General features: G+C 74.8%; 23 protein-coding genes. 15 read left to right on the plus strand and 8 right to left on the minus strand.

What is annotated here, in order from left to right:
* Positions 1–106 precede the first annotated feature (106 nt).
* Complete coding sequence (locus tag ABQ292_RS10710; RefSeq protein ID WP_438940581.1) at positions 107–931, plus strand: putative RNA methyltransferase; 825 nt, start codon at positions 107–109, stop codon at positions 929–931.
* A gap of 96 nt (positions 932–1027) precedes the next feature.
* Here the strand turns inward: ABQ292_RS10710 and ABQ292_RS10715 are convergent, their stop codons facing one another.
* On the minus strand, positions 1028–1306 hold the full coding sequence (locus tag ABQ292_RS10715) for a GlsB/YeaQ/YmgE family stress response membrane protein (RefSeq protein ID WP_369206066.1): 279 nt from the start codon (positions 1304–1306) through the stop codon (positions 1028–1030).
* A gap of 203 nt (positions 1307–1509) precedes the next feature.
* Here ABQ292_RS10715 and ctaD point away from each other — a divergent pair, with 203 nt between their 5' ends.
* Both ctaD and serB read left to right on the plus strand, forming a co-directional pair.
* Positions 1510–3267 carry an aa3-type cytochrome oxidase subunit I gene (gene ctaD, locus ABQ292_RS10720; RefSeq protein ID WP_369206068.1) on the plus strand — a complete coding sequence of 586 codons (1758 nt, stop codon included), beginning with the start codon at positions 1510–1512 and terminating at the stop codon, positions 3265–3267.
* A gap of 162 nt (positions 3268–3429) precedes the next feature.
* Positions 3430–4689: a phosphoserine phosphatase SerB gene (gene serB / locus ABQ292_RS10725; RefSeq protein ID WP_369206070.1), complete on the plus strand. Its 1260-nt coding sequence runs from the start codon at positions 3430–3432 to the stop codon at positions 4687–4689.
* Between the two features lie 78 nt (positions 4690–4767).
* Here the strand turns inward: serB and ABQ292_RS10730 are convergent, their stop codons facing one another.
* Together ABQ292_RS10730 and ABQ292_RS10735 are read right to left on the minus strand one after the other, a co-directional pair.
* Positions 4768–5340 carry an isochorismatase family protein gene (locus ABQ292_RS10730; RefSeq protein ID WP_369206072.1) on the minus strand — a complete coding sequence of 191 codons (573 nt, stop codon included), beginning with the start codon at positions 5338–5340 and terminating at the stop codon, positions 4768–4770.
* 16 nt (positions 5341–5356) lie between these two features.
* Positions 5357–6640, minus strand: coding sequence for a nicotinate phosphoribosyltransferase (locus ABQ292_RS10735; RefSeq protein WP_369206074.1), 1284 nt, complete (start codon positions 6638–6640; stop codon positions 5357–5359).
* Positions 6641–6676: 36 nt separating this feature from the next.
* Here ABQ292_RS10735 and clpS point away from each other — a divergent pair, with 36 nt between their 5' ends.
* Positions 6677–6973 carry an ATP-dependent Clp protease adapter ClpS gene (gene clpS, locus ABQ292_RS10740; RefSeq protein ID WP_369206076.1) on the plus strand — a complete coding sequence of 99 codons (297 nt, stop codon included), beginning with the start codon at positions 6677–6679 and terminating at the stop codon, positions 6971–6973.
* Entirely contained in the window at positions 6970–7467 is a 498-nt protein-coding gene (locus tag ABQ292_RS10745; protein WP_369206078.1) for a DUF2017 family protein, read from the plus strand. The genes clpS and ABQ292_RS10745 overlap by 4 nt, the downstream gene beginning before the upstream one ends.
* Here the strand turns inward: ABQ292_RS10745 and ABQ292_RS10750 are convergent.
* Entirely contained in the window at positions 7406–7762 is a 357-nt protein-coding gene (locus ABQ292_RS10750) for a hypothetical protein (RefSeq protein WP_369206080.1), read from the minus strand. The genes ABQ292_RS10745 and ABQ292_RS10750 overlap by 62 nt on opposite strands.
* 97 nt (positions 7763–7859) lie before the next feature.
* On the opposite strand from ABQ292_RS10750, the gene ABQ292_RS10755 reads away from it, so the two are divergent.
* The 5 genes from ABQ292_RS10755 to ABQ292_RS10775 all read left to right on the plus strand — a co-directional run bounded on the left by ABQ292_RS10755 (position 7860) and on the right by ABQ292_RS10775 (position 11221).
* The gene (locus ABQ292_RS10755) at positions 7860–8333 is read left to right on the plus strand and encodes a M67 family metallopeptidase (protein WP_369206082.1); all 474 of its coding nucleotides are present in this window, start codon (positions 7860–7862) and stop codon (positions 8331–8333) included.
* Between the two features lie 144 nt (positions 8334–8477).
* On the plus strand, positions 8478–8756 hold the full coding sequence (locus ABQ292_RS10760) for a ubiquitin-like small modifier protein 1 (protein WP_369206084.1): 279 nt from the start codon (positions 8478–8480) through the stop codon (positions 8754–8756).
* A gap of 48 nt (positions 8757–8804) precedes the next feature.
* The gene (locus tag ABQ292_RS10765) at positions 8805–9755 is read left to right on the plus strand and encodes a PLP-dependent cysteine synthase family protein (protein WP_369206086.1); all 951 of its coding nucleotides are present in this window, start codon (positions 8805–8807) and stop codon (positions 9753–9755) included.
* Entirely contained in the window at positions 9752–10411 is a 660-nt protein-coding gene (locus ABQ292_RS10770; RefSeq protein WP_369206088.1) for an HAD-IA family hydrolase, read from the plus strand. Before ABQ292_RS10765 ends, ABQ292_RS10770 begins: the two co-directional genes overlap by 4 nt.
* A gap of 72 nt (positions 10412–10483) precedes the next feature.
* A complete protein-coding gene (locus ABQ292_RS10775; protein WP_369206090.1) occupies positions 10484–11221 on the plus strand; it encodes an MBL fold metallo-hydrolase in 738 nt (245 codons plus the stop codon).
* Positions 11222–11321: 100 nt separating this feature from the next.
* On the opposite strand, the gene ABQ292_RS10780 is transcribed toward ABQ292_RS10775, so the two are convergent.
* The gene (locus ABQ292_RS10780; RefSeq protein ID WP_369206092.1) at positions 11322–11885 is read right to left on the minus strand and encodes a GNAT family N-acetyltransferase; all 564 of its coding nucleotides are present in this window, start codon (positions 11883–11885) and stop codon (positions 11322–11324) included.
* Between the two features lie 64 nt (positions 11886–11949).
* Here ABQ292_RS10780 and ABQ292_RS10785 point away from each other — a divergent pair, with 64 nt between their 5' ends.
* Positions 11950–12903 (plus strand): DNA polymerase domain-containing protein, encoded by a 954-nt coding sequence (locus ABQ292_RS10785; protein WP_369206094.1) that lies wholly within the window; start codon positions 11950–11952, stop codon positions 12901–12903.
* Positions 12904–13009: 106 nt separating this feature from the next.
* Positions 13010–13330, plus strand: coding sequence for a DUF4262 domain-containing protein (locus ABQ292_RS10790; protein ID WP_369206096.1), 321 nt, complete (start codon positions 13010–13012; stop codon positions 13328–13330).
* 24 nt (positions 13331–13354) lie between these two features.
* Here the strand turns inward: ABQ292_RS10790 and gnd are convergent, their stop codons facing one another.
* A complete protein-coding gene (gene gnd, locus ABQ292_RS10795; protein WP_369206098.1) occupies positions 13355–14791 on the minus strand; it encodes an NADP-dependent phosphogluconate dehydrogenase in 1437 nt (478 codons plus the stop codon).
* A 152-nt stretch (positions 14792–14943) separates the two neighbouring features.
* On the opposite strand from gnd, the gene ABQ292_RS10800 reads away from it, so the two are divergent.
* Positions 14944–15531, plus strand: a complete 588-nt coding sequence (locus ABQ292_RS10800) for a QsdR family transcriptional regulator (RefSeq protein ID WP_369206100.1) — start codon at positions 14944–14946, stop codon at positions 15529–15531.
* 10 nt (positions 15532–15541) lie between these two features.
* Here the strand turns inward: ABQ292_RS10800 and bcp are convergent, their stop codons facing one another.
* The gene (gene bcp, locus ABQ292_RS10805; protein WP_369206102.1) at positions 15542–16030 is read right to left on the minus strand and encodes a thioredoxin-dependent thiol peroxidase; all 489 of its coding nucleotides are present in this window, start codon (positions 16028–16030) and stop codon (positions 15542–15544) included.
* 58 nt (positions 16031–16088) lie between these two features.
* On the minus strand, positions 16089–16493 hold the full coding sequence (locus ABQ292_RS10810; RefSeq protein ID WP_369206104.1) for a YjbQ family protein: 405 nt from the start codon (positions 16491–16493) through the stop codon (positions 16089–16091).
* Positions 16494–16570: 77 nt separating this feature from the next.
* Here ABQ292_RS10810 and rph point away from each other — a divergent pair, with 77 nt between their 5' ends.
* Entirely contained in the window at positions 16571–17308 is a 738-nt protein-coding gene (gene rph, locus ABQ292_RS10815) for a ribonuclease PH (RefSeq protein ID WP_369206106.1), read from the plus strand.
* On the plus strand, positions 17305–17913 hold the full coding sequence (gene rdgB / locus ABQ292_RS10820) for an RdgB/HAM1 family non-canonical purine NTP pyrophosphatase (RefSeq protein ID WP_369206108.1): 609 nt from the start codon (positions 17305–17307) through the stop codon (positions 17911–17913). The genes rph and rdgB overlap by 4 nt, the downstream gene beginning before the upstream one ends.
* Positions 17914–17963: the final 50 nt, after the last annotated feature.

The raw sequence follows: 17963 nt of genomic DNA on the forward strand, positions 1-17963 counted from the left end.
CCCCCCGACCCCGGGCGCGCCCCCCCCCCCCGCCGCGGGCGCCGCCGGCGGTGGCCACGCCCGCGGGCCGGCCGTGAGCGATCGGCGGCCCTGGCCGGCGCGGGCGGTGGCGCTGCTCGCCTGCCCGGTGTGCGGGCAGCCCCTGGCGGCCCTGCCCGGGGACACCGGCCTGCGCTGCCCTGCCGGGCACTCCTTCGACCGCGCCCGGCAGGGCCACGTCACGCTGCTGCCGCCGGGGCACACGCCGCCGCCGGGCGACACCGCGGCGATGGTGGCCGACCGGGCGGAGGTGCTCGCCGCCGGCACCTACGCCGGGCTGACCCGTGTCCTCGCCGACGCGGTCGCCGCGGGGGAGGGGCCGGTGGACGGCGTCCTGGACCTCGGCGGCGGCACAGGGCACCACCTGGCCGGTGTCCTCGACCGGCTGCCCGACGCCGTGGGTGTGGTGCTCGACTCCTCGCGCTACGCCGCCCGGCGGGCGGCCGGGGCCTCGCCCCGCGCGCTGGCCGTCGTCGCCGACACCTGGGCCCGGCTGCCGGTCCGCGACGCCGCCGTGGACCGGGTGACGGTCGTCTTCGCCCCGCGCAACGGCCCGGAGACCGCGCGGGTGCTGCGTCCCGGCGGCCGGCTGGTGGTGGCCACCCCCGCGCCCGACCACCTCGCCGAGCTGGTCGGGCCGCTGGGTTTGCTGCGGGTCGACCCGGACAAGGCGGCGCGGCTGTCCAGCGCGCTCGAGCCGCACCTCACGCCGGCCGGGGGAGTGCGGCACCGCGAGGAGCTGGTGCTCGACCGGCGCGCCGTCACCACCGTCGTGGGGATGGGGCCGCACGCGCGGCACCTCGCGCCGGGGCGGCTGGCCGGCGCGGTGGCGCGGCTGCCGGCGCACGTGTCGGTGACCCTCGCCGTCGACGTCACCACCTGGACGGTCTGACCCCGTGGACGCCGGAGGGGCCCGGCCGTGGCGGCCGGGCCCCTCCGGGCTGTGCTGTGCGGTGTCCCCGACGCCGTCACGGCGGCGGGAACGACGTCACCGTACGGCGCGGCTGCGTCCCCGGGTGGCGAACACGTAGACCAGCAGCACCACGATGGCGCCGATGATCGAGCCGATGATCCCGGCGGTGCCGAGCTCGAAGCCCCTGCCGCTGAGCAGGCTGCCGAGCAGGTTCCCGACGAGGGAGCCGACGATGCCGAGCACGATGGTCATCCCGATGCTCATCGACTGCTTGCCCGGGACGACGGCGCGTGCGATGAAGCCGGCGATCGCGCCGACGACGATCAGCACGATGATGTTCCAGAGGATCTCCACGGTGGACCTCCTGAGCATGTGGCCGAGGTGGCCGGGGCCTGGGATCTCCAGCGCCGGACGGTCCTGTTCCCTTCCTGAGCAGGGCGGAAACCATCGTGATCATGATGTGACCTGAGGGTGCGCCGGGGTGCACGCTCCGTGCGGCGGCGTGCCCTCCCGGTCGGGCCGGACGGCCCCGGCGCACACGGTCTAAGCTGCGGCTCGTGACGATCGCGCCTGCACCGATCGTGAGCCGGCCGAGCCCGGCTCGCGAGGTCCAGCGGGGCTCCCAGCTGTCGAACCTGCTGCGGACCACGGACCACAAGACCATCGGCCTGATGTACATGGCCACCTCGTTCGCCTACTTCATCATCGGTGGCTTCATGGCCATGCTGATCCGTGGCGAACTGGGGCAGCCCGGCCTGCAGTTCCTGTCACCGGAGCAGTACAACCAGCTGGTCACGATGCACGGCACCATCATGCTGCTGATGTTCGCGACGCCGCTGTTCTTCGCGTTCTCGAACCTGATCATGCCGCTGCAGATCGGTGCGCCCGACGTCGCCTTCCCGCGGCTGAACGCCTTCTCGTTCTGGCTGTTCTTCTTCGGCAGCGCGATCGTCGTCTCGGGCTTCTTCACCCCCGGTGGGGCGGCCGACTTCGGCTGGTACGCCTACGCCCCGCTCTCCGACGTCGTGCACACCCCCGGCGTCGGCGTCAACATGTGGTTCTGCGGTCTGGCGGTCAGCGGCCTGGGCACCATCCTCGGCGCGGTCAACTTCACCGCCACGATCGTCTGCCTGCGGGCGCCGGGCATGACCCTGTTCCGGATGCCGATCTTCACCTGGAACACGCTGGTCACCAGCCTGCTGGTGCTGCTGGCCTTCCCGATCCTCACCGCGGCGCTGCTGGCGATGCTGGCCGACCGCAACCTCGGCGCCCTCGTCTACTCCGACGAGAACGGCGGGCCGATGCTGTGGCAGCACCTCTTCTGGTTCTTCGGCCACCCCGAGGTCTACATCATCGCGCTGCCGTTCTTCGGCATCATCACCGAGGTCATCCCGGTGTTCTCGCGCAAGCCGCTGTTCGGCTACAAGGGCATGGTCGCCGCGACGCTCCTCATCGGTGGCCTCTCGCTGACCGTGTGGGCGCACCACATGTACGCGACCGGCGCCGTGCTGCTGCCGTTCTTCGCCTTCCTGACCTACCTGATCGCCGTGCCGACCGGCATCAAGTTCTTCAACTGGATCGGCACCATGTGGCGCGGGCAGCTCACCTTCGAGACGCCGATGCTGTTCTCGATCGGCTTCCTGGTGACCTTCCTCCTGGGCGGTCTGACCGGTGTGCTGCTGGCCAGCCCGCCGCTGGACTGGCACGTCAACGACAGCTACTTCGTCGTCGCCCACTTCCACTACGTCGTCTTCGGCACCGTGGTGTTCGCCGCCTACGCCGGCATCTACTTCTGGTTCCCGAAGATGGCCGGCCGGATGATGGACGAGCGGCTGGGCAAGCTGCACTTCTGGCTGACCTTCATCGGCTTCCACGCGACGTTCCTCGTCCAGCACTGGCTGGGCACGGAGGGCATGCCGCGCCGGTACGTCGACTACCTGCCGACCGACGGCTTCACGACGCTGCACGTGATCTCGACGATCGGGTCGTTCATCCTGGGCGCCTCGACGATCCCGTTCCTCTACAACGTCGCCAAGTCGTGGAAGTACGGCCGCCTCGCGCTGCGCGACGACCCCTGGGGTCACGGCAACTCGCTGGAGTGGGCGACGTCGTCCCCGCCGCCGCGGCACAACTTCACGGAGATCCCGCGGATCCGGTCGGAGCGCCCGGCCTTCGAGGCGCACTACCCGCACCTCATCGAGCGGCTCCAGCGCGAGGCGCACGTCGGGAAGCGGCACGAGCCCTACGGCGGGGTCAGCGAGCTGTCCGGCGACTCCGGTCCCCGTCAGGGTCCCAACGACCCCGATCCCTTCTAGAAGGACCCCGCTGCCCCCCACCGCTCGCAGGCTCGCGGCGGGACCCTGCAGCGGGGCCGCCCGCGATCTCACCAGCGACGCCCCGTCGGCCCCGGCCGGCGGGGCGTCGCCGTGTCCGGACCGCCTCCGGGGCCGGCCCGGAGCGTGCGGCACCATGACGCCGTGTCGCTCGACCCCGCTCCCCGCACAGCTGCCCACCCGCCGGTGGAGGGGCCCCGCGCGCTCCTGACGGTGACCGGCGTCGACCGGCCCGGGGTGACCGCCCGGCTCTTCGGTGCGCTGGCCGAGGGCGCCGAGGGTCTCGCGCCGGTCGAGGTGGTCGACGTCGAGCAGGTCGTCGTGCACGGCCACCTGGTGCTCGGCGTCGTCCTGGGCGCCCTGCCGGCCGACGGGCCGGTCGACGAGGCCACCTTCCTCTCCGGGCTGGCCCGCCTGGGGGCCGGGGTCGCCGAGGCCACCGGGGTCCGGGTGGAGATCGAGTCGGCCTCCGGCCCGGGCCCGGGCGGCGCCCGCGCAGGCCGCCCGCACCACGTCATCCTGCTCGGCCGCCCGGTGCCGCCCGCGGCCGTCGCGGGAGCCGCCACGGCCATCGCGGGGGTCGGCGGCAACATCGACGCGATCCGCCGGCTGTCGGACTACCCGGTCACGAGCCTGGAGCTGACGGTCTCCGGCGCCGAGGCCACCGAGCTGCGCACCGCGCTGGCCGCCGTCGCCGCCGCCAGCGGTGCCGACATCGCCGTCGAGCAGGTGGGGCTGGCCCGGCGCAGCAAGCGGCTGATCGTCCTCGACGTCGACTCGACCCTCGTCCGCGGCGAGGTCATCGACGAGCTGGCCGCCCGCGCGGGCCGCGCCGCCGAGGTCGCCCGCATCACCGCGGCCGCGATGAACGGCGAGCTGGACTTCGCCGAGTCGCTGCGCGCCCGGGTGCGCACCTTGGCCGGGCTGCCGGTCGAGGTGCTCGACGAGGTCCGCGAGCACCTGGAGCTGACCCCGGGCGCCCGCACGCTGATCCGGACCCTGCAGCGGCTGGGTTTCCGCTGCGGCATCGTCAGCGGCGGCTTCACCCAGATCACCGACCCGCTCGCCGTCTCACTGGGCCTGGACTTCGCGGCGGCCAACACCCTCGAGGTGGCCGACGGCCGGCTCACCGGAGGTCTGGTGGGCGAGATCGTCGACCGCGCCGGCAAAGCGCGCGCGCTGGCCCGCTTCGCCGCCGAGCACGGCATCCCGCTCGAGCAGACGGTGGCCGTCGGCGACGGCGCCAACGACCTCGACATGCTCAACGCCGCCGGCCTGGGCATCGCCTTCAACGCCAAGCCGGTGGTGCGCGAGCAGGCCCACACCGCGCTCAACCAGCCCTACCTCGACGCCGTCCTGCAGGTCCTCGGCTTCACGAGGGACGAGGTCCTCGACGCGCTGTGACGCGGCGTTTGCGGGCGTTCCTCGTGCGTCGGGGGTCCTGCAGCGCCCGCGGAGCACGAGGACCACCACGAGGGCACCTCAGCCCCGGGTCACCGTGCCCTCGAGCTGGACGCCGGCGGTGCGGAGCTGGTCGAGGGCGGCGTCGGTGGAGGCCTCGGAGACCCCGGCGGTGAGGTGCAGCAGCACCCGGGTCGCGAAGCCCTCGCCGACGGCGTCGAGCGCGGTGGCCCGCACGCAGTGGTCGGTGGCGATGCCGGCGACGTCGACGGCGTCCACCCCGCGCTCGCGCAGCCAGTCGGCCAGCGGTGTCCCCTCGGCGCGCCCCTCGAAGCCCGAGTAGGCCGCCGCGTACTCGCCCTTGTCGAAGACCGCCTCGAGCGGCTCCCGGTCCAGCGCGGGGTGCAGCTCCGCCCCGGCGGTGCCGACGACGCAGTGCGCCGGCCACGTCTCCAGGAAGTCCGGCTGCTCGGCGAAGTGGCCGCCGGGGTCGACGTGGTGGTCCCGGGTGGCGACGACGTGCGCGTACTCCCCGGCCGCGTCGCGGACGTGGGCGCTGATGGCCGCCGCCACGGCCGCGCCGCCGGCCACCGCCAGGCTGCCTCCCTCGCAGAAGTCGTTCTGCACGTCGACCACCAGCAGTGCGCGGCTCATCGCGGTCCTCCCGTCCTCACTCGGTCACCGTCTCCAGTGCCGGTTCCCCGCGCGAGAGCGCCCATGCCTCGGGCGGCAGCGCTTCGCGCACCCGGCGGTGGTGCGCCGTCGCCGCGGTGAGCGCGTCGGCCGGGGAGGAGGGGTCGACCACCCGCCCGCCGCGGACCAGCTCGACCAGCAGCGACCGGTCGCCGTCCCGGGGCTCGACCCGCCCGCTGGTGACCACCTCGGCGGTCGCCGTCCCGTCGGCGTCGTGCCGGCGGACGGCGGTCTTGCGGCCGCCGACGGAGTTCTTGCCCTCCGAGCGCTTGGCCACCGGCACCCCGTCGCGCTCGACCAGCTTGTAGACCATCCCGGCGGTCGGGGCGCCCGAGCCGGTGACCAGCGAGGTGCCCACCCCGTAGCCGTCGACCGGCGCGGCCATCAGCCCGGAGATGGCGAACTCGTCGAGGTCGCTGGTGACGATGATCCGCGTGCCGGTCGCGCCGAGGGAGTCCAGCAGCTCGCGGGCGTGCGTGGCCAGCGTGGGCAGGTCGCCGGAGTCGAGCCGGATCGCGCCCAGCCCCGGCCCGGCCACCGCGACGGCGTTGCGGATCCCCTGGACGACGTCGTAGGTGTCGACCAGCAGGGTGGTGCCGACGCCGAGCGCCTCGATCTGCGCGCGGAAGGCGTCGGTCTCGTCGTCGTGCAGCAGGGTGAACGCGTGCGCGCTGGTGCCCGTCGTCGGGACGCCGTAGCGCCGTCCGGCCTCCAGGTTCGAGCTGGCCACGAACCCGACCAGCGAGGCGGCGCGCGCCGCGGCGACGGCGGCCTGCTCGTGGGTGCGGCGCGAGCCCATCTCGATGCACGGCCGCTCGCAGGCCGCGCCGACCATGCGCGCGGCGGCCGAGGCGATCGCGCTGTCGTGGTTGAGCACCGACAGCACCAGGGTCTCCAGCAGCACGCCCTCGGCGAACGGCGCGCGGACGGTGAGCACGGGGGAGCCGGGGAAGAACGGCTCGCCCTCGGCGTAGCCGTCGACGTCGCCGGAGAAGCGGAAGCCGGCCAGCCAGTCGAGCAGCCGGGGGTCGGTGAGCCCCTGGGCGCGCAGCGTCTCGAGTTCGTCGTCGCCGAAGCAGAACTCCGGCAGCGCCTCGATCAGGCGGCCGGTGCCGGCGACGACGCCGTAGCGGCGGCCGTGCGGCAGCCGCCGGGCGAAGACCTCGAACACGCAGTCGCGGTCGGCGGTGCCGTCGGCCAGGGCGGCGGCGACCATCGTCAGCTCGTACCGGTCGGTGAGGAGGGCGGGACCCGTCGGCATGGCCGGAGCCTAGGTGTGCCGTCCTAGAGTGGTGACGTGGCCGGACCCCTCGCGCCGACGCAGACACCCGAGACCACGGTCGAGGAGACCGCCGACCTCGACCGACCGTGGGTCACCATCGTCTGGAACGACCCGGTGAACCTCATGACCTACGTGACCCACGTGCTGCGCGAGCTGTTCGGCTACGACGAGCCGACGGCCACCGGGCTGATGCTGCAGGTGCACCACGAGGGCAGGGCCATCGTCAGCTCGGGCCCGCGCGAGCGGATGGAGCACGACACCAGCCGGCTGCACGCCTACGGCCTGTGGGCCACCTACCAGCGGGACTCGTGAAACCCTTCCGCCGTCGTGGGAACGACGTCGTCGCCCGCCTGGACCCCGCCGAGGCCGGCGTCCTCGGCCTCCTGCTCGACCAGCTCGAGCAGCTGCTCGCCGCCGACCCCGCCGACGTCGAGGGCGATCCCGTGCTCGACCGGCTGCTGCCGGCCGGGCACCGCAGCGACCCGCGGCTGGCCGCCGACTACCGCGAGATGACCGAGGCGGCGCTGCGCAGCGGCAAGACCGACGACCTCGCCGCCGTCCGGGCGACGCTCGCGGCCGGGGGCGGCGAGGTGCGCCTGGACCGCGAGCAGGCCGGCGCCTGGCTGCGCACCACCAACGACCTGCGGCTGGCGCTGGGGGAGCGGATCGGCGTCACCGAGGAGACCGAGCCGCCCGACGACCCGACGGGCGAGGAGGGCCAGCAGCTGGCCGTCTACTACTGGCTCACCGCGCTGCAGGGGTCGCTCGTCGACGCCGTCGCCGCCGGTCGCGCCGGCCGAAGGTGAGCACCACCAGCACCGCGAGCAGCAGGTCGAGGACGAAGAACACCGACACCAGGCTGGGCATCTCCAGGTCACGGACCAACGCCCCGACGGCGCAGACGAGCACGACCGCCGAGAGCAGCAGGACCAGCAGCAGGGTCAGCGCGCGGACGGCGACGAGCAGGACCAGCGAGGCCCGGTCGGCGGTGACGTCGCTGCTGTAGTGCCCGGTGCGCCGGGTCAGCCCGCCGACGCCGAGCCACAGCGACGGCAGGGCGAGCAGGACCACGCCGACGACCATGAGCAGCTCGAGGACCACGGTCCCGCACCGTATCCGGTCGGTGACCCGCCGGTGACCCGTCCTCCGCCCGGACCGACGTCCCGGCGGCCGCGCGGCGCCGCCTAGACTGGGCGTCGTGCTGCGCATCGACCGCGCGACCTACGACGCCATCGTGGCCCACGCCCGGGAGGACCACCCGGACGAGGCCTGTGGCGTCGTCGCCGGCCCGGAGGGCAGCGACCGTCCCGAGCGGTTCATCCCGATGCTCAACGCCGCACGGTCGCCGACGTTCTACGAGTTCGACTCCGCCGACCTGCTCAGGCTGTACCGGGACATGGACGACCGCGACGAGGAACCGGTCGTCGTCTACCACTCGCACACCGCGACCGAGGCGTACCCGTCGCGCACCGACGTCAGCTACGCCTCCGAGCCGAACGCGCACTACGTCCTCGTCTCCACCCGGCACCACGGCGAGCGGACCGGGCTGGCCGGCGACGAGGTCGAGTTCCGCAGCTTCCGCATCGTCGGCGGCCAGGTGACCGAGGAGGACGTCGAGGTCGTCGAGTCCTACCTGTTCGGCCACTCGCCGACGACCGTCGTCTACGACTGAGGAAGGCCCCTCCTGCAGGGGGGCCGGCCGCCCGTAGGAATTCCCGGCGGCGAGCGGGCGTTGCCCGCGACCGAGAGCACTCCCGCGCTGCCCTCCGCAGCGCTGCCGCACGTCCCCGACCCCTCCCGAGGAGAACCGCACACCATGGCCATCGAGGTCCGGATCCCGACCATCCTGCGCACCCACACCGGCGGCAACAAGACCGTCGAGGGCAGCGGGGACACCCTCGGCGCGCTCGTCGACGACCTCGACGCCAAGCACCCGGGCCTCAAGGGCCGCCTGGTGACCGAGGAGGGCAAGCTGCACCGCTTCGTCAACGTCTACGTCAACGACGAGGACGTGCGCTTCACCGGTGCGCTGGACACCCAGGTCAAGGACGGCGACTCGGTCACCATCCTCCCGGCGGTCGCCGGCGGCTGCTGAGGCCCCGTCCTCCCCGTCCCCACCCTCCGTCTCCCGGAAGAGCACTCGATGGCCCGCTTCGCCTCCCTCGTCGACTCCCTCGGCGGCACCCCGCTGGTCGGGCTGCCGTCGCTGTCGCCGACCCCCGACGTGCGGCTGTGGGCCAAGCTCGAGGACCACAACCCCACCGGCTCCATCAAGGACCGGGCCGCCATCTCGATGATCGAGGCGGCCGAGAAGGAGGGGAAGCTCGCGCCGGGCGACACGATCCTGGAGCCGACCAGCGGCAACACCGGCATCTCGCTGGCGATGGTGGCCCGGCAGCGCGGCTACCGGCTGATCTGCGTCATGCCGGAGAACACCTCGGTGGAGCGCCGCCAGCTCCTGGAGATGTACGGCGCGCGGATCATCAGCTCGCCGGCCGCCGGCGGCTCCAACCAGGCCGTGGCGATGGCCAAGGAGCTGGCCGCCGAGCACGACGACTGGGTGATGCTCTACCAGTACGGCAACCCGGCCAACGCCGAGGCGCACTACACCGGCACCGGCCCGGAGATCCTCGCCGACCTGCCCTCGATCACCCACTTCGTCGCGGGCCTGGGCACCACCGGCACGCTCATGGGCTGCTCGCGCTACTTCCGCGAGCACAAGCCCGACGTCCAGGTGATCGCCGCCGAGCCGCGCTACGGCGAGCTGGTCTACGGGCTGCGCAACATCGACGAGGGGTTCATCCCGGAGCTCTACGACGCCGAGCTGCTCGACTCCCGCTTCTCCGTCGGGCCGGAGGACGCGATCCACCGCACCCGGCAGCTGGTCGAGCGCGAGGGCATCTTCGCCGGCATCTCGACCGGGGCGATCCTGCACGCCGCCCTGGGCATCGCCGACAAGGAGGTCGCGGCGGGCCGCAGGGCCGACATCGTCTTCATCGTCTGCGACGGCGGCTGGAAGTACCTCTCCACCGGCGCCTACGCCGGCACCCTCGACGAGGCCACCGCGGCCCTCGAGGGCCAGCTCTGGGCGTGAGGGCCCCGCTCGAGCTGCCCGCCCGCGGCCTGCTGTTCGACAACGACGGCGTCCTCGTCGACTCCGACGCCGCCGTCACGGCCTCCTGGTCGCGGTGGGCCACCGAGCAGGGGCTCGACCCCGCCGGCGTCATGGCCGTGGTGCACGGCCGCCGGTCGGCCGACACGGTCGCCGACCTCGTGCCCGGGGCGCGGCGGGTGGCGGCGACCGCGCTCATCGACCGCTACGAGCTCGAGGACGCCGAGACGGTGCCCGCCGTCCCCGGCGCCGCCGACCTGCTGGCCTCCCTCCCCGCGGAGGTGTGGGCCGTGGTCACCTCCGGCACCCCGGCGCTGGCCACCGCTCGGCTGACCGCCGCCGGCCTGCCCCTGCCGAAGGCGATGGTCACCGGCCCGGACGTGCGGGCGGGCAAGCCCGACCCGGAGTGCTACCGCCTCGGCGCGCAGGCCCTGGGTCTGCGCCCGCAGGAGACCGTGGTCCTCGAGGACAGCCCCGCCGGGATCGCCGCCGGGCGAGCGGCCGGCGCACGGGTGGTCGGGATCGGTGCGCGGGCGCTGACGGCCGGCGCCGACGTCGTCGTCCGTGACCTCACCGGCCTGCGCTGGACCGACGGCGTGCTGTCCGTGCCCGCCGGGGGCGTGCTGCGGGCGCGTTGAGCGCGGCAGCTAGCCTGGCCGCGCCATGGTGAGGGAACGGGGCGTCGGCCGGGACCGGCAGGGGACGGCAGCGTGAGGCTCACGGTGGTCGGGTGCTCGGGCAGCGGTCCCGGCCCGACGTCGGCGGCCTCCTGCTACCTGGTGGAGCACGACGGCTTCCGCCTGCTGCTCGACCTCGGCAACGGCGCCTTCGGTGCCCTGCAGGCGCTCGCCGACCCCGACTCGATCGACGCGCTGTACCTCTCGCACCTGCACGCCGACCACTGCCTCGACGTCGCCCCGCTGGTCGTCTGGCACCGGTACTCCGGCCGCTCCTCGCGTCGTCGGCTGCCGCTGATCGCCCCGGCCGGTGCCGAGCGGCGGCTGGCCGCGGCCTACGACGCCGACGGCGGCCCGCTGACCGACGTCTTCGACTTCGCGGTCACCCCGGTCTCGGCCCGGCTCGGTCCCTTCGCCGTGCGGACCGCCCGCACCGCGCACCCCGTCGAGTGCCACGCCATCCGGCTGACCGCGCACGGCAGCTCGCTGGTCTACACCGGCGACACGGGCCCGAGCCGCGCCGTCGTCGACCTGGCGTACGGCGCCGACGTGCTGCTGGCCGAGGCCGCCCACCCCGAGGTCGACGGGCTGCCGCCCGACCTGCACCTCACCGGCCGGCAGGCCGGCCAGGCCGCGGCGGCCGCGCGGGTGCGCCGGCTGCTGGTCACCCACGTGCCCGCCTGGGTCGACCCGGCCGCGCAGCTGGCCGCCGCCCGGGCGGTGTTCCCGGCCGCCGAGCTGGCCCGGCCGGGCGCCTCCTACGAGGTGTGAGCCGGGCGGCGCCACGATCAGGTGACCTGATCGTGGCGCGTCCTCCCCGACCGCCCACCGTGGGGAGGACGCGCTGCGGTGAGGGAGGACGGCGGCCGGATCAGGCCCCCGGCGGCCGGCGCGTGAACCGCACCATGTCCACCGTCCCACCGCCCGTCCGGCGGGGGTGCGCGACGACGTCGACGCGGCGGTACCCCGCCCGCTCCGCCGTCCGGACGGAGGTGGTGTCGCCCGGCTCGACGAAGAGCTCGAGGCGGTCGAGTCCCGGCAGCGTGGCGGCGAACGCCGTGACGGCGCGCAGCGCGCGGGTCGCCACACCCCGCCGGCGGGCGTGCGGCGCCACGAGGTAGCCGACCGTCCCCACGCCCACGCCCCAGCGGTCCAGCCACAGGCCGATCTGCCCGGCGGCGCGGTCGGTCGTGGTGTCGGCGACCGCGAAGGAGAAGCCCGCGCCGTCGGTCCACCGCCGGTGCTGGCGCCGGATCCACTCCCGGGCGGCGTCCTCGTCCGCCGCGCTGGGCAGCGTGCTGATGGCGGCGACGTAGGGGTCGCTCGACAGGTCCACCACCGCGGGCCAGTCGCCGTCGCGGAAGGGGCGCAGCCGGATGCCGTCCTCCTCCGGTGCGGTCACCGGCCACGGGGGGAGCCGGGAGCGGGGCCTCACCCGGCGGACCGTAGCGCGGGCCGTCGCGCTTGCCGGGCCCGCGGGGACACGGCACGGTGGGCCGGTGGTCGACGACGAACGGGACGGCGTCCGGCTGACCAGCCTCGACCAGCCGCTCGGGGACGGGCTCGGGGTGACCAAGGGCGACCTGGTCGACCACCTGGACGCGTTCGCCGACCGCCTCGTGCCGCAGCTGGCCGGCCGGCCGCTGTCGGTCAAGCGCGTACGGCCGGGCCAGGAGCCGTTCATGCAGCGCAACGTCGCCAAGGGCGCGCCGGAGTGGGTGCGCACCGTGCCGGTCTGGTCGTTCGGCGCGCACCGCGAGGTGCACCAGGTGCTCTGCGACGACCGCCGCACGCTGCTGTGGCTGGCCAACCAGCGGGCGGTGGAGTTCCACGTCCCCTTCTTCCGCGCCGGCGCCGAGACGGAGCCGACCGGCCTCGTGCTCGACCTCGACCCGCCGGAGGGCGCCGACTTCGACGTGGTCGTGCGGGCCGCGGAACTCGTGCGGCGCGCGCTGGCCGGCGCCGGCCTCGCGGGGGCGGTGAAGACCAGCGGGTCCAAGGGCGTGCACGTCGTCGTCCCGGTGCGCGGCCTGGGACCCGAGGACGCCGCCGCGGCGACCCGCGCGCTGGCCGCGCACGCCGCAGCACTCGACCCGGACCTGGCCACGACCGCCTACATCCGGGAGGACCGGCACGGCCGGGTCTTCCTCGACTCGACCCGCTCGGGCTCCTCGACGATCGTGGCTGCCTACAGCCCGCGCATCCGCCCGGGCCTGCCGGTGTCGGCGCCGGTCGCGTGGGAGGACCTGGCCTCCGTGCGGCCGGGCGACGTCACCGTGCGGACGGCGCCGGAGCGGCTCGGGGACGGCGACCCGTGGACGGCACTGCTGCCCGCGCCGCAGGAGCTGCCCGCCGACCTCGTGGCCGAGGGGCACACCATCCCGGTCGCGCGGGTGGCCGCGATGCACGAGGGCAAGCGGCGGGCGCGGGCCAAGCGGGCCACGGAGGGCTGACCCCGGGGACGACGATCCGGCCGCCGTCGTCCACAGCCGGCCCCGCCGTCCACGACCGCCTGTGTGCGTGCGCGTCCTGTCGGTGCCGACGCGCAGGCTGCACCGCATGACGCCCGACCCGCAGACGACCGCCTGGCTGGACCAGGAGGACGCCCACCTCGACGCGGTCGCCGCCGAGATCGTCGCCGGCCGGTCGCTGGTGCCCGGCGAGCTGCTGGACGCGGCGCGGGAGCAGCTGGTCGTCGAGGACTGCCCCAACCCCGGCGCGGTGCTGCTCGGCGCCAACCGCTGGTACCAGCGGCCGGCGGAGTACTCGGTGCCGGCGTACCAGCTGGCCTGGGCCTCGCCGGCCGGTCGCTTCCCGTGGGACGCCGGCTGGGACGGCGGGCCGCACCGGCAGCCGCGGCCGGGGACGTGGACGGCGTGAGGGCCGGCCCGGTCGCGGCGCCGCTCAGCCGGCGGGCACCTCGCGCCGGTCCTCCGACCAGAGGGTGTGGAACGCACCCTCGCGGTCGACCCGCCGGTAGGTGTGCGCGCCGAACAGGTCGCGCAGGCCCTGGATCAGCGCGGCCGGCAGCCGCTCGGCGCGCAGGCCGTCGTAGTAGGCCAGCGCGCTGGCGAAGCCGGGCGCCGGGATGCCGGCGCGGGCCGCCTCGACCACCACGGTGCGCCAGCCCTCCTGGCACTCGGCCACGGCGTCGCGGAAGTACGGGTGCACGAGCAGCGTGGCCAGGTCCGGTTCGTCGGTGTACGCCTGCCGGATCCGGTCGAGGAAGCGGGCCCGGATGATGCAGCCGCCGCGCCAGATGGTGGCCAGTGCGGCCCGGTCGACGTCCCAGCCGTGCGCCTGCGCGCCCGCGGTGATCTGGTCGAAGCCCTGGGCGTAGGCCACCACCTTCGAGGCGTACAGCGCCTGGCGGACCGCCTCGACGAAGCCGTCCCGGTCGGCCACCGGCTCGGGTGCCGACGACGGGCCGGGCAGCACCTCCCGCGCGGGGGCCCGCTGCTCGGCGTGCCCGGACAGCGCCCGGGCGAACACCGCCTCGGCGATGCCGCTCACCGGCACCCCGAGGTCGAGCGCCGACTGCACGGTCCAGCGCCCGGTGCCCTTCTGCTCGGCCTGGTCGAGGACGACGTCGACGAAGGGGCGGCCGGTATCGCCGTCGACGTGCCGCAGGACCTCGGCGGTGATCTCGATGAGGTAGGAGTCGAGGTCGCCCTCGTTCCACCCGGCGAACACCTCGCCGATCTCCGTGGGCGACATGCCCAGCCGGGTGCGCAGCAGGTCGTAGGCCTCGGCGATGAGCTGCATGTCGGCGTACTCGATGCCGTTGTGCACCATCTTCACGAAGTGGCCGGCGCCGTCGCCGCCGACGTGGGTGCAGCACGGCGTCCCGTCCACCACGGCCGCGATGCTCTCCAGCAGCGGGCCGATCAGCCGGTAGGCCTCCGCGGAGCCGCCGGGCATGATGCTCGGCCCGAGCAGCGCGCCCTCCTCGCCGCCGCTGATCCCGGAGCCGACGAAGTGCACGCCCTTCTCGGCCAGGGCCGCCGTCCGCCGGATGGTGTCGGTGTAGCGGGCGTTGCCGCCGTCGACGAGCACGTCGCCCTCGTCGAGCAGCGCCATCAGCTCCTGGACGACGGCGTCGGTCGAGGCCCCGGCCTGGACCATGACGATCACCCGGCGCGGTCGCTGGAGGGCGGCGACGAACTCCTGCACCGAGCCGGTCGCGACGAACTCACCCTCGTCGCCGTGCGCGGCCAGCAGCGCGTCGGTCCGTGCCCGGGTGCGGTTGTGGACGACCACGCGGCAGCCGTGGCGGGCCAGGTTCCGGGCGAGGTTGGCCCCCATCGTGGCCAGGCCCGTGACGCCGATCTCTTCGCTCATGCCGGGCCATGCTGCCCCACCCGGCGGTGCTCTGGCGATGCCGACGTGCGGGTCCCCGGCCACCTGCGGCCGGTGCGCTGCCGGCGCGGCCGGGGCGGACCGGCTGCCCGGACGGTGTACCCGCAGGTCACCGCGGCCCTAGGCTCGGCGGTGTGATCGCGCCCCCCGACGAGGTCGTGCGGCGGGCCGCGCACACGCTGCTCCGCGAGGAGCGCCTGGACACCACCGTCCTCGCCGCCGCGCTCGGCATCTCCCGGGTCACGCTGTTCCGCCGCGTCGGCAACCGCGACGCCATCCTGGGCGAGGCGCTCTGGTGGCTCGCCGAGCGCACGCTCCGGCAGGCGGCCCAGGTCCACGACTCCCGGCCGGAGGGCGAGGGGGAGCCGGGCCGGCTGCGCAGCCTGGCGGTGATCGAGGACTTCCGCTCGGTGCTCGGGACGGCGCCGTCGCTGCGCCACCTCATCGACGAGGAACCGGCCACCGCGCTGCGCATCCTCACCGACCCGCGCGGGCGGGTGCAGCCGCGGATGATCGAGGCCTACACCGCCCTGTTCGAGCGCGACGTCGAGACGCTCGGGCTGACGCCGGAGGTGCCGCTGCCGCTGCTGGCCTACGCGGTCGTGCGGCTGGGGGAGTCGTTCCTCTACTCCGACGTCATGGTCTCGCGTGAGCCCGACCTCAAGGCCGCCGCGACGGTCTGCGACGCGCTGGTCACCGGGGTCCTGGGGCTGCGGGCCTGACCGGCGAGGGTCAGTCCAGGCCGAGGTCGCGGCGCAGCTTCGCGACGTGCCCGGTGGCCTTGACGTTGTAGGCGGCCCGCTCGACGCGGCCCGCGGCGTCGATCACGAACGTCGACCGGATGACGCCCTGCACCTCCTTGCCGTACAGCTTCTTGGTGCCGTACGCGCCGTAGGCGGTCAGCACCTGCTTGTCCGGGTCGGAGACCAGGGTGATGCCCAGGCCCTCCTGCTCGCGGAAGCGCTGCAGCTTCTCCGGCGGGTCGGGCGAGATGCCGATGATGTCCAGCCCCGCCTCGGCCAGCTCGCCGGCCGCGGCGGTGAAGTCGACCGCCTGGGTGGTGCAGCCCGGGGTGAGCGCGGCGGGGTAGCAGTAGACGATCACCCGGCGGCCGCGGTGGTCGGCGAGCGAGACCGGGGTGCCGTCGGCGTCGGACAGCGTGAAGTCGGGGGCCGGGTCGCCGGGCACGAGACGGACGGGAGCGGGCGCGGTCTCGGTCATGTCTGGCATGATGCCGTGCCCCCGGGACGGGACGGCAGCGGGGCGGAACGGCCCGTGGTCATCCCGCCAGGAAGGACAGCCGCACGTGCCGCTCCGGGTTGTCGCCGTTGGGGTCGACGAGGCAGATCGACTGCCAGGTGCCCAGCAGCAGCCGCCCCTCGAGCACCGGGACGCTGGTGGCCGGCGGCACGAACGCCGGCAGCACGTGGTCGCGGCCGTGCCCGGGGCTGCCGTGCCGGTGCCGCCACCGGTCGTCGCGGGGCAGCAGCTCGTCGAGCTGGGCGAGCAGGTCGTCGTCGCTGCCGGAGCCGGTCTCGATGACCGCGACGCCGGCCGTGGCGTGCGGCACGAAGACGTGCAGCAGCCCGTCGCCCTGGCCCCGGACGAACTCCTCGCACTCCCCGGTCAGGTCGACCACCGCCGGCACCCCGCCGGTCCGCACCGTCCGCAGCTCCGATCGCACGAGCACGATCGTGGCCGCTGGGGCGCGATCCCGCCGGGCGGGCGCGGGCCGAGGGGGCGTCGATAGGCTCGGCGTCCGTGACCCGCCCCGACGGCCGCTCGGCCGACCAGCTCCGCCCGGTGACCATCACCCGCAACTGGCTCGACCACGCCGAGGGCTCCGTGCTCGTCGAGTTCGGCCGCACCCGGGTGCTCTGCGCGGCCAGCGTCACCGAGGGCGTGCCCCGCTGGCGCAAGGGCTCGGGCCTGGGCTGGGTCACCGCCGAGTACGCGATGCTGCCCCGCGCCACGCACACCCGCGGCGACCGCGAGTCGGTCAAGGGCCGCATCGGCGGGCGCACCCACGAGATCAGCCGGCTCATCGGCCGCTCGCTGCGCGCCTCGATCGACCTGGCGGCGCTGGGGGAGAACAGCGTCGCCATCGACTGCGACGTCCTCCAGGCCGACGGCGGCACCCGGACGGCGGCCATCACCGGCGCGTACGTGGCCCTCGCCGACGCCGTCTCCTGGCTGGGGGCACGGAAGAAGCTGGCGAAGAAGAACGCGATCGTGCAGTCGGTCGCGGCGGTGAGCGTCGGCGTGGTGGACGGCGAGCCGCGGCTCGACCTCGCCTACGAGGAGGACGTGCGCGCCGGCACCGACATGAACGTCGTCTGCACCGGCGACGGCGGGTTCGTCGAGGTGCAGGGCACCGCCGAGGGCGCGGTGTTCGACCGGCCGACCCTCGACGCGCTGCTCGACCTCGCCGTCGCCGGCTGCGCGGAGCTCACCCGCGTGCAGCAGGCGGCGCGGCAGCAGGAGGCGCGGCAGCGATGACCCGGCTGCTCCTGGCCACCCGCAACGTCGGCAAGCTCGCCGAGCTGCAGCGGCTGCTGTCCACCGCCGTCCCCGGCGTCGAGGTGGTGGGCCTGCGCGACGTCGCCGACTACCCCGAGGCACCCGAGACCGGCGCGACCTTCGCCGAGAACGCGCTGCTCAAGGCACGCGAGGCGGTCCGGTACACCGGCCTGCCGGCGGTGGCCGACGACTCGGGCATCACCGTCGACGCGCTCAACGGGATGCCGGGCGTGCTGTCGGCGCGCTGGTCGGGCCGGCACGGCGACGACCCGGCCAACACCGCGCTGCTGCTCGGCCAGCTCGCCGACGTGCCCGACGAGCGCCGCGGCGCGGCCTTCGTGTGCGCCGCCGCGCTGGTCACCCCCGACGGCAGCGAGCACGTCATCGAGCGGCAGTGGCGCGGGCAGGTGGCCCGCGAGCCCCGGGGCAGCAACGGCTTCGGCTACGACCCGGTGTTCCTGCCCGACGGTCTGGAGTCCACCGCGGCGGAGCTCGAGCCGGCGGAGAAGGACGCGCGCAGCCACCGCGGGCAGGCCTTCGCCGCGCTGGTCCCGGTGGTCGCCCAGGAGCTCGGCACCCGCTGAACCGACGGCACCCGTGAGTCCCGGGTGCGCGACGGTCGGCTCCTGACCCC

The organism is Geodermatophilus maliterrae, assembly GCF_041018925.1.
Lineage (GTDB): Bacteria > Actinomycetota > Actinomycetes > Mycobacteriales > Geodermatophilaceae > Geodermatophilus > Geodermatophilus maliterrae.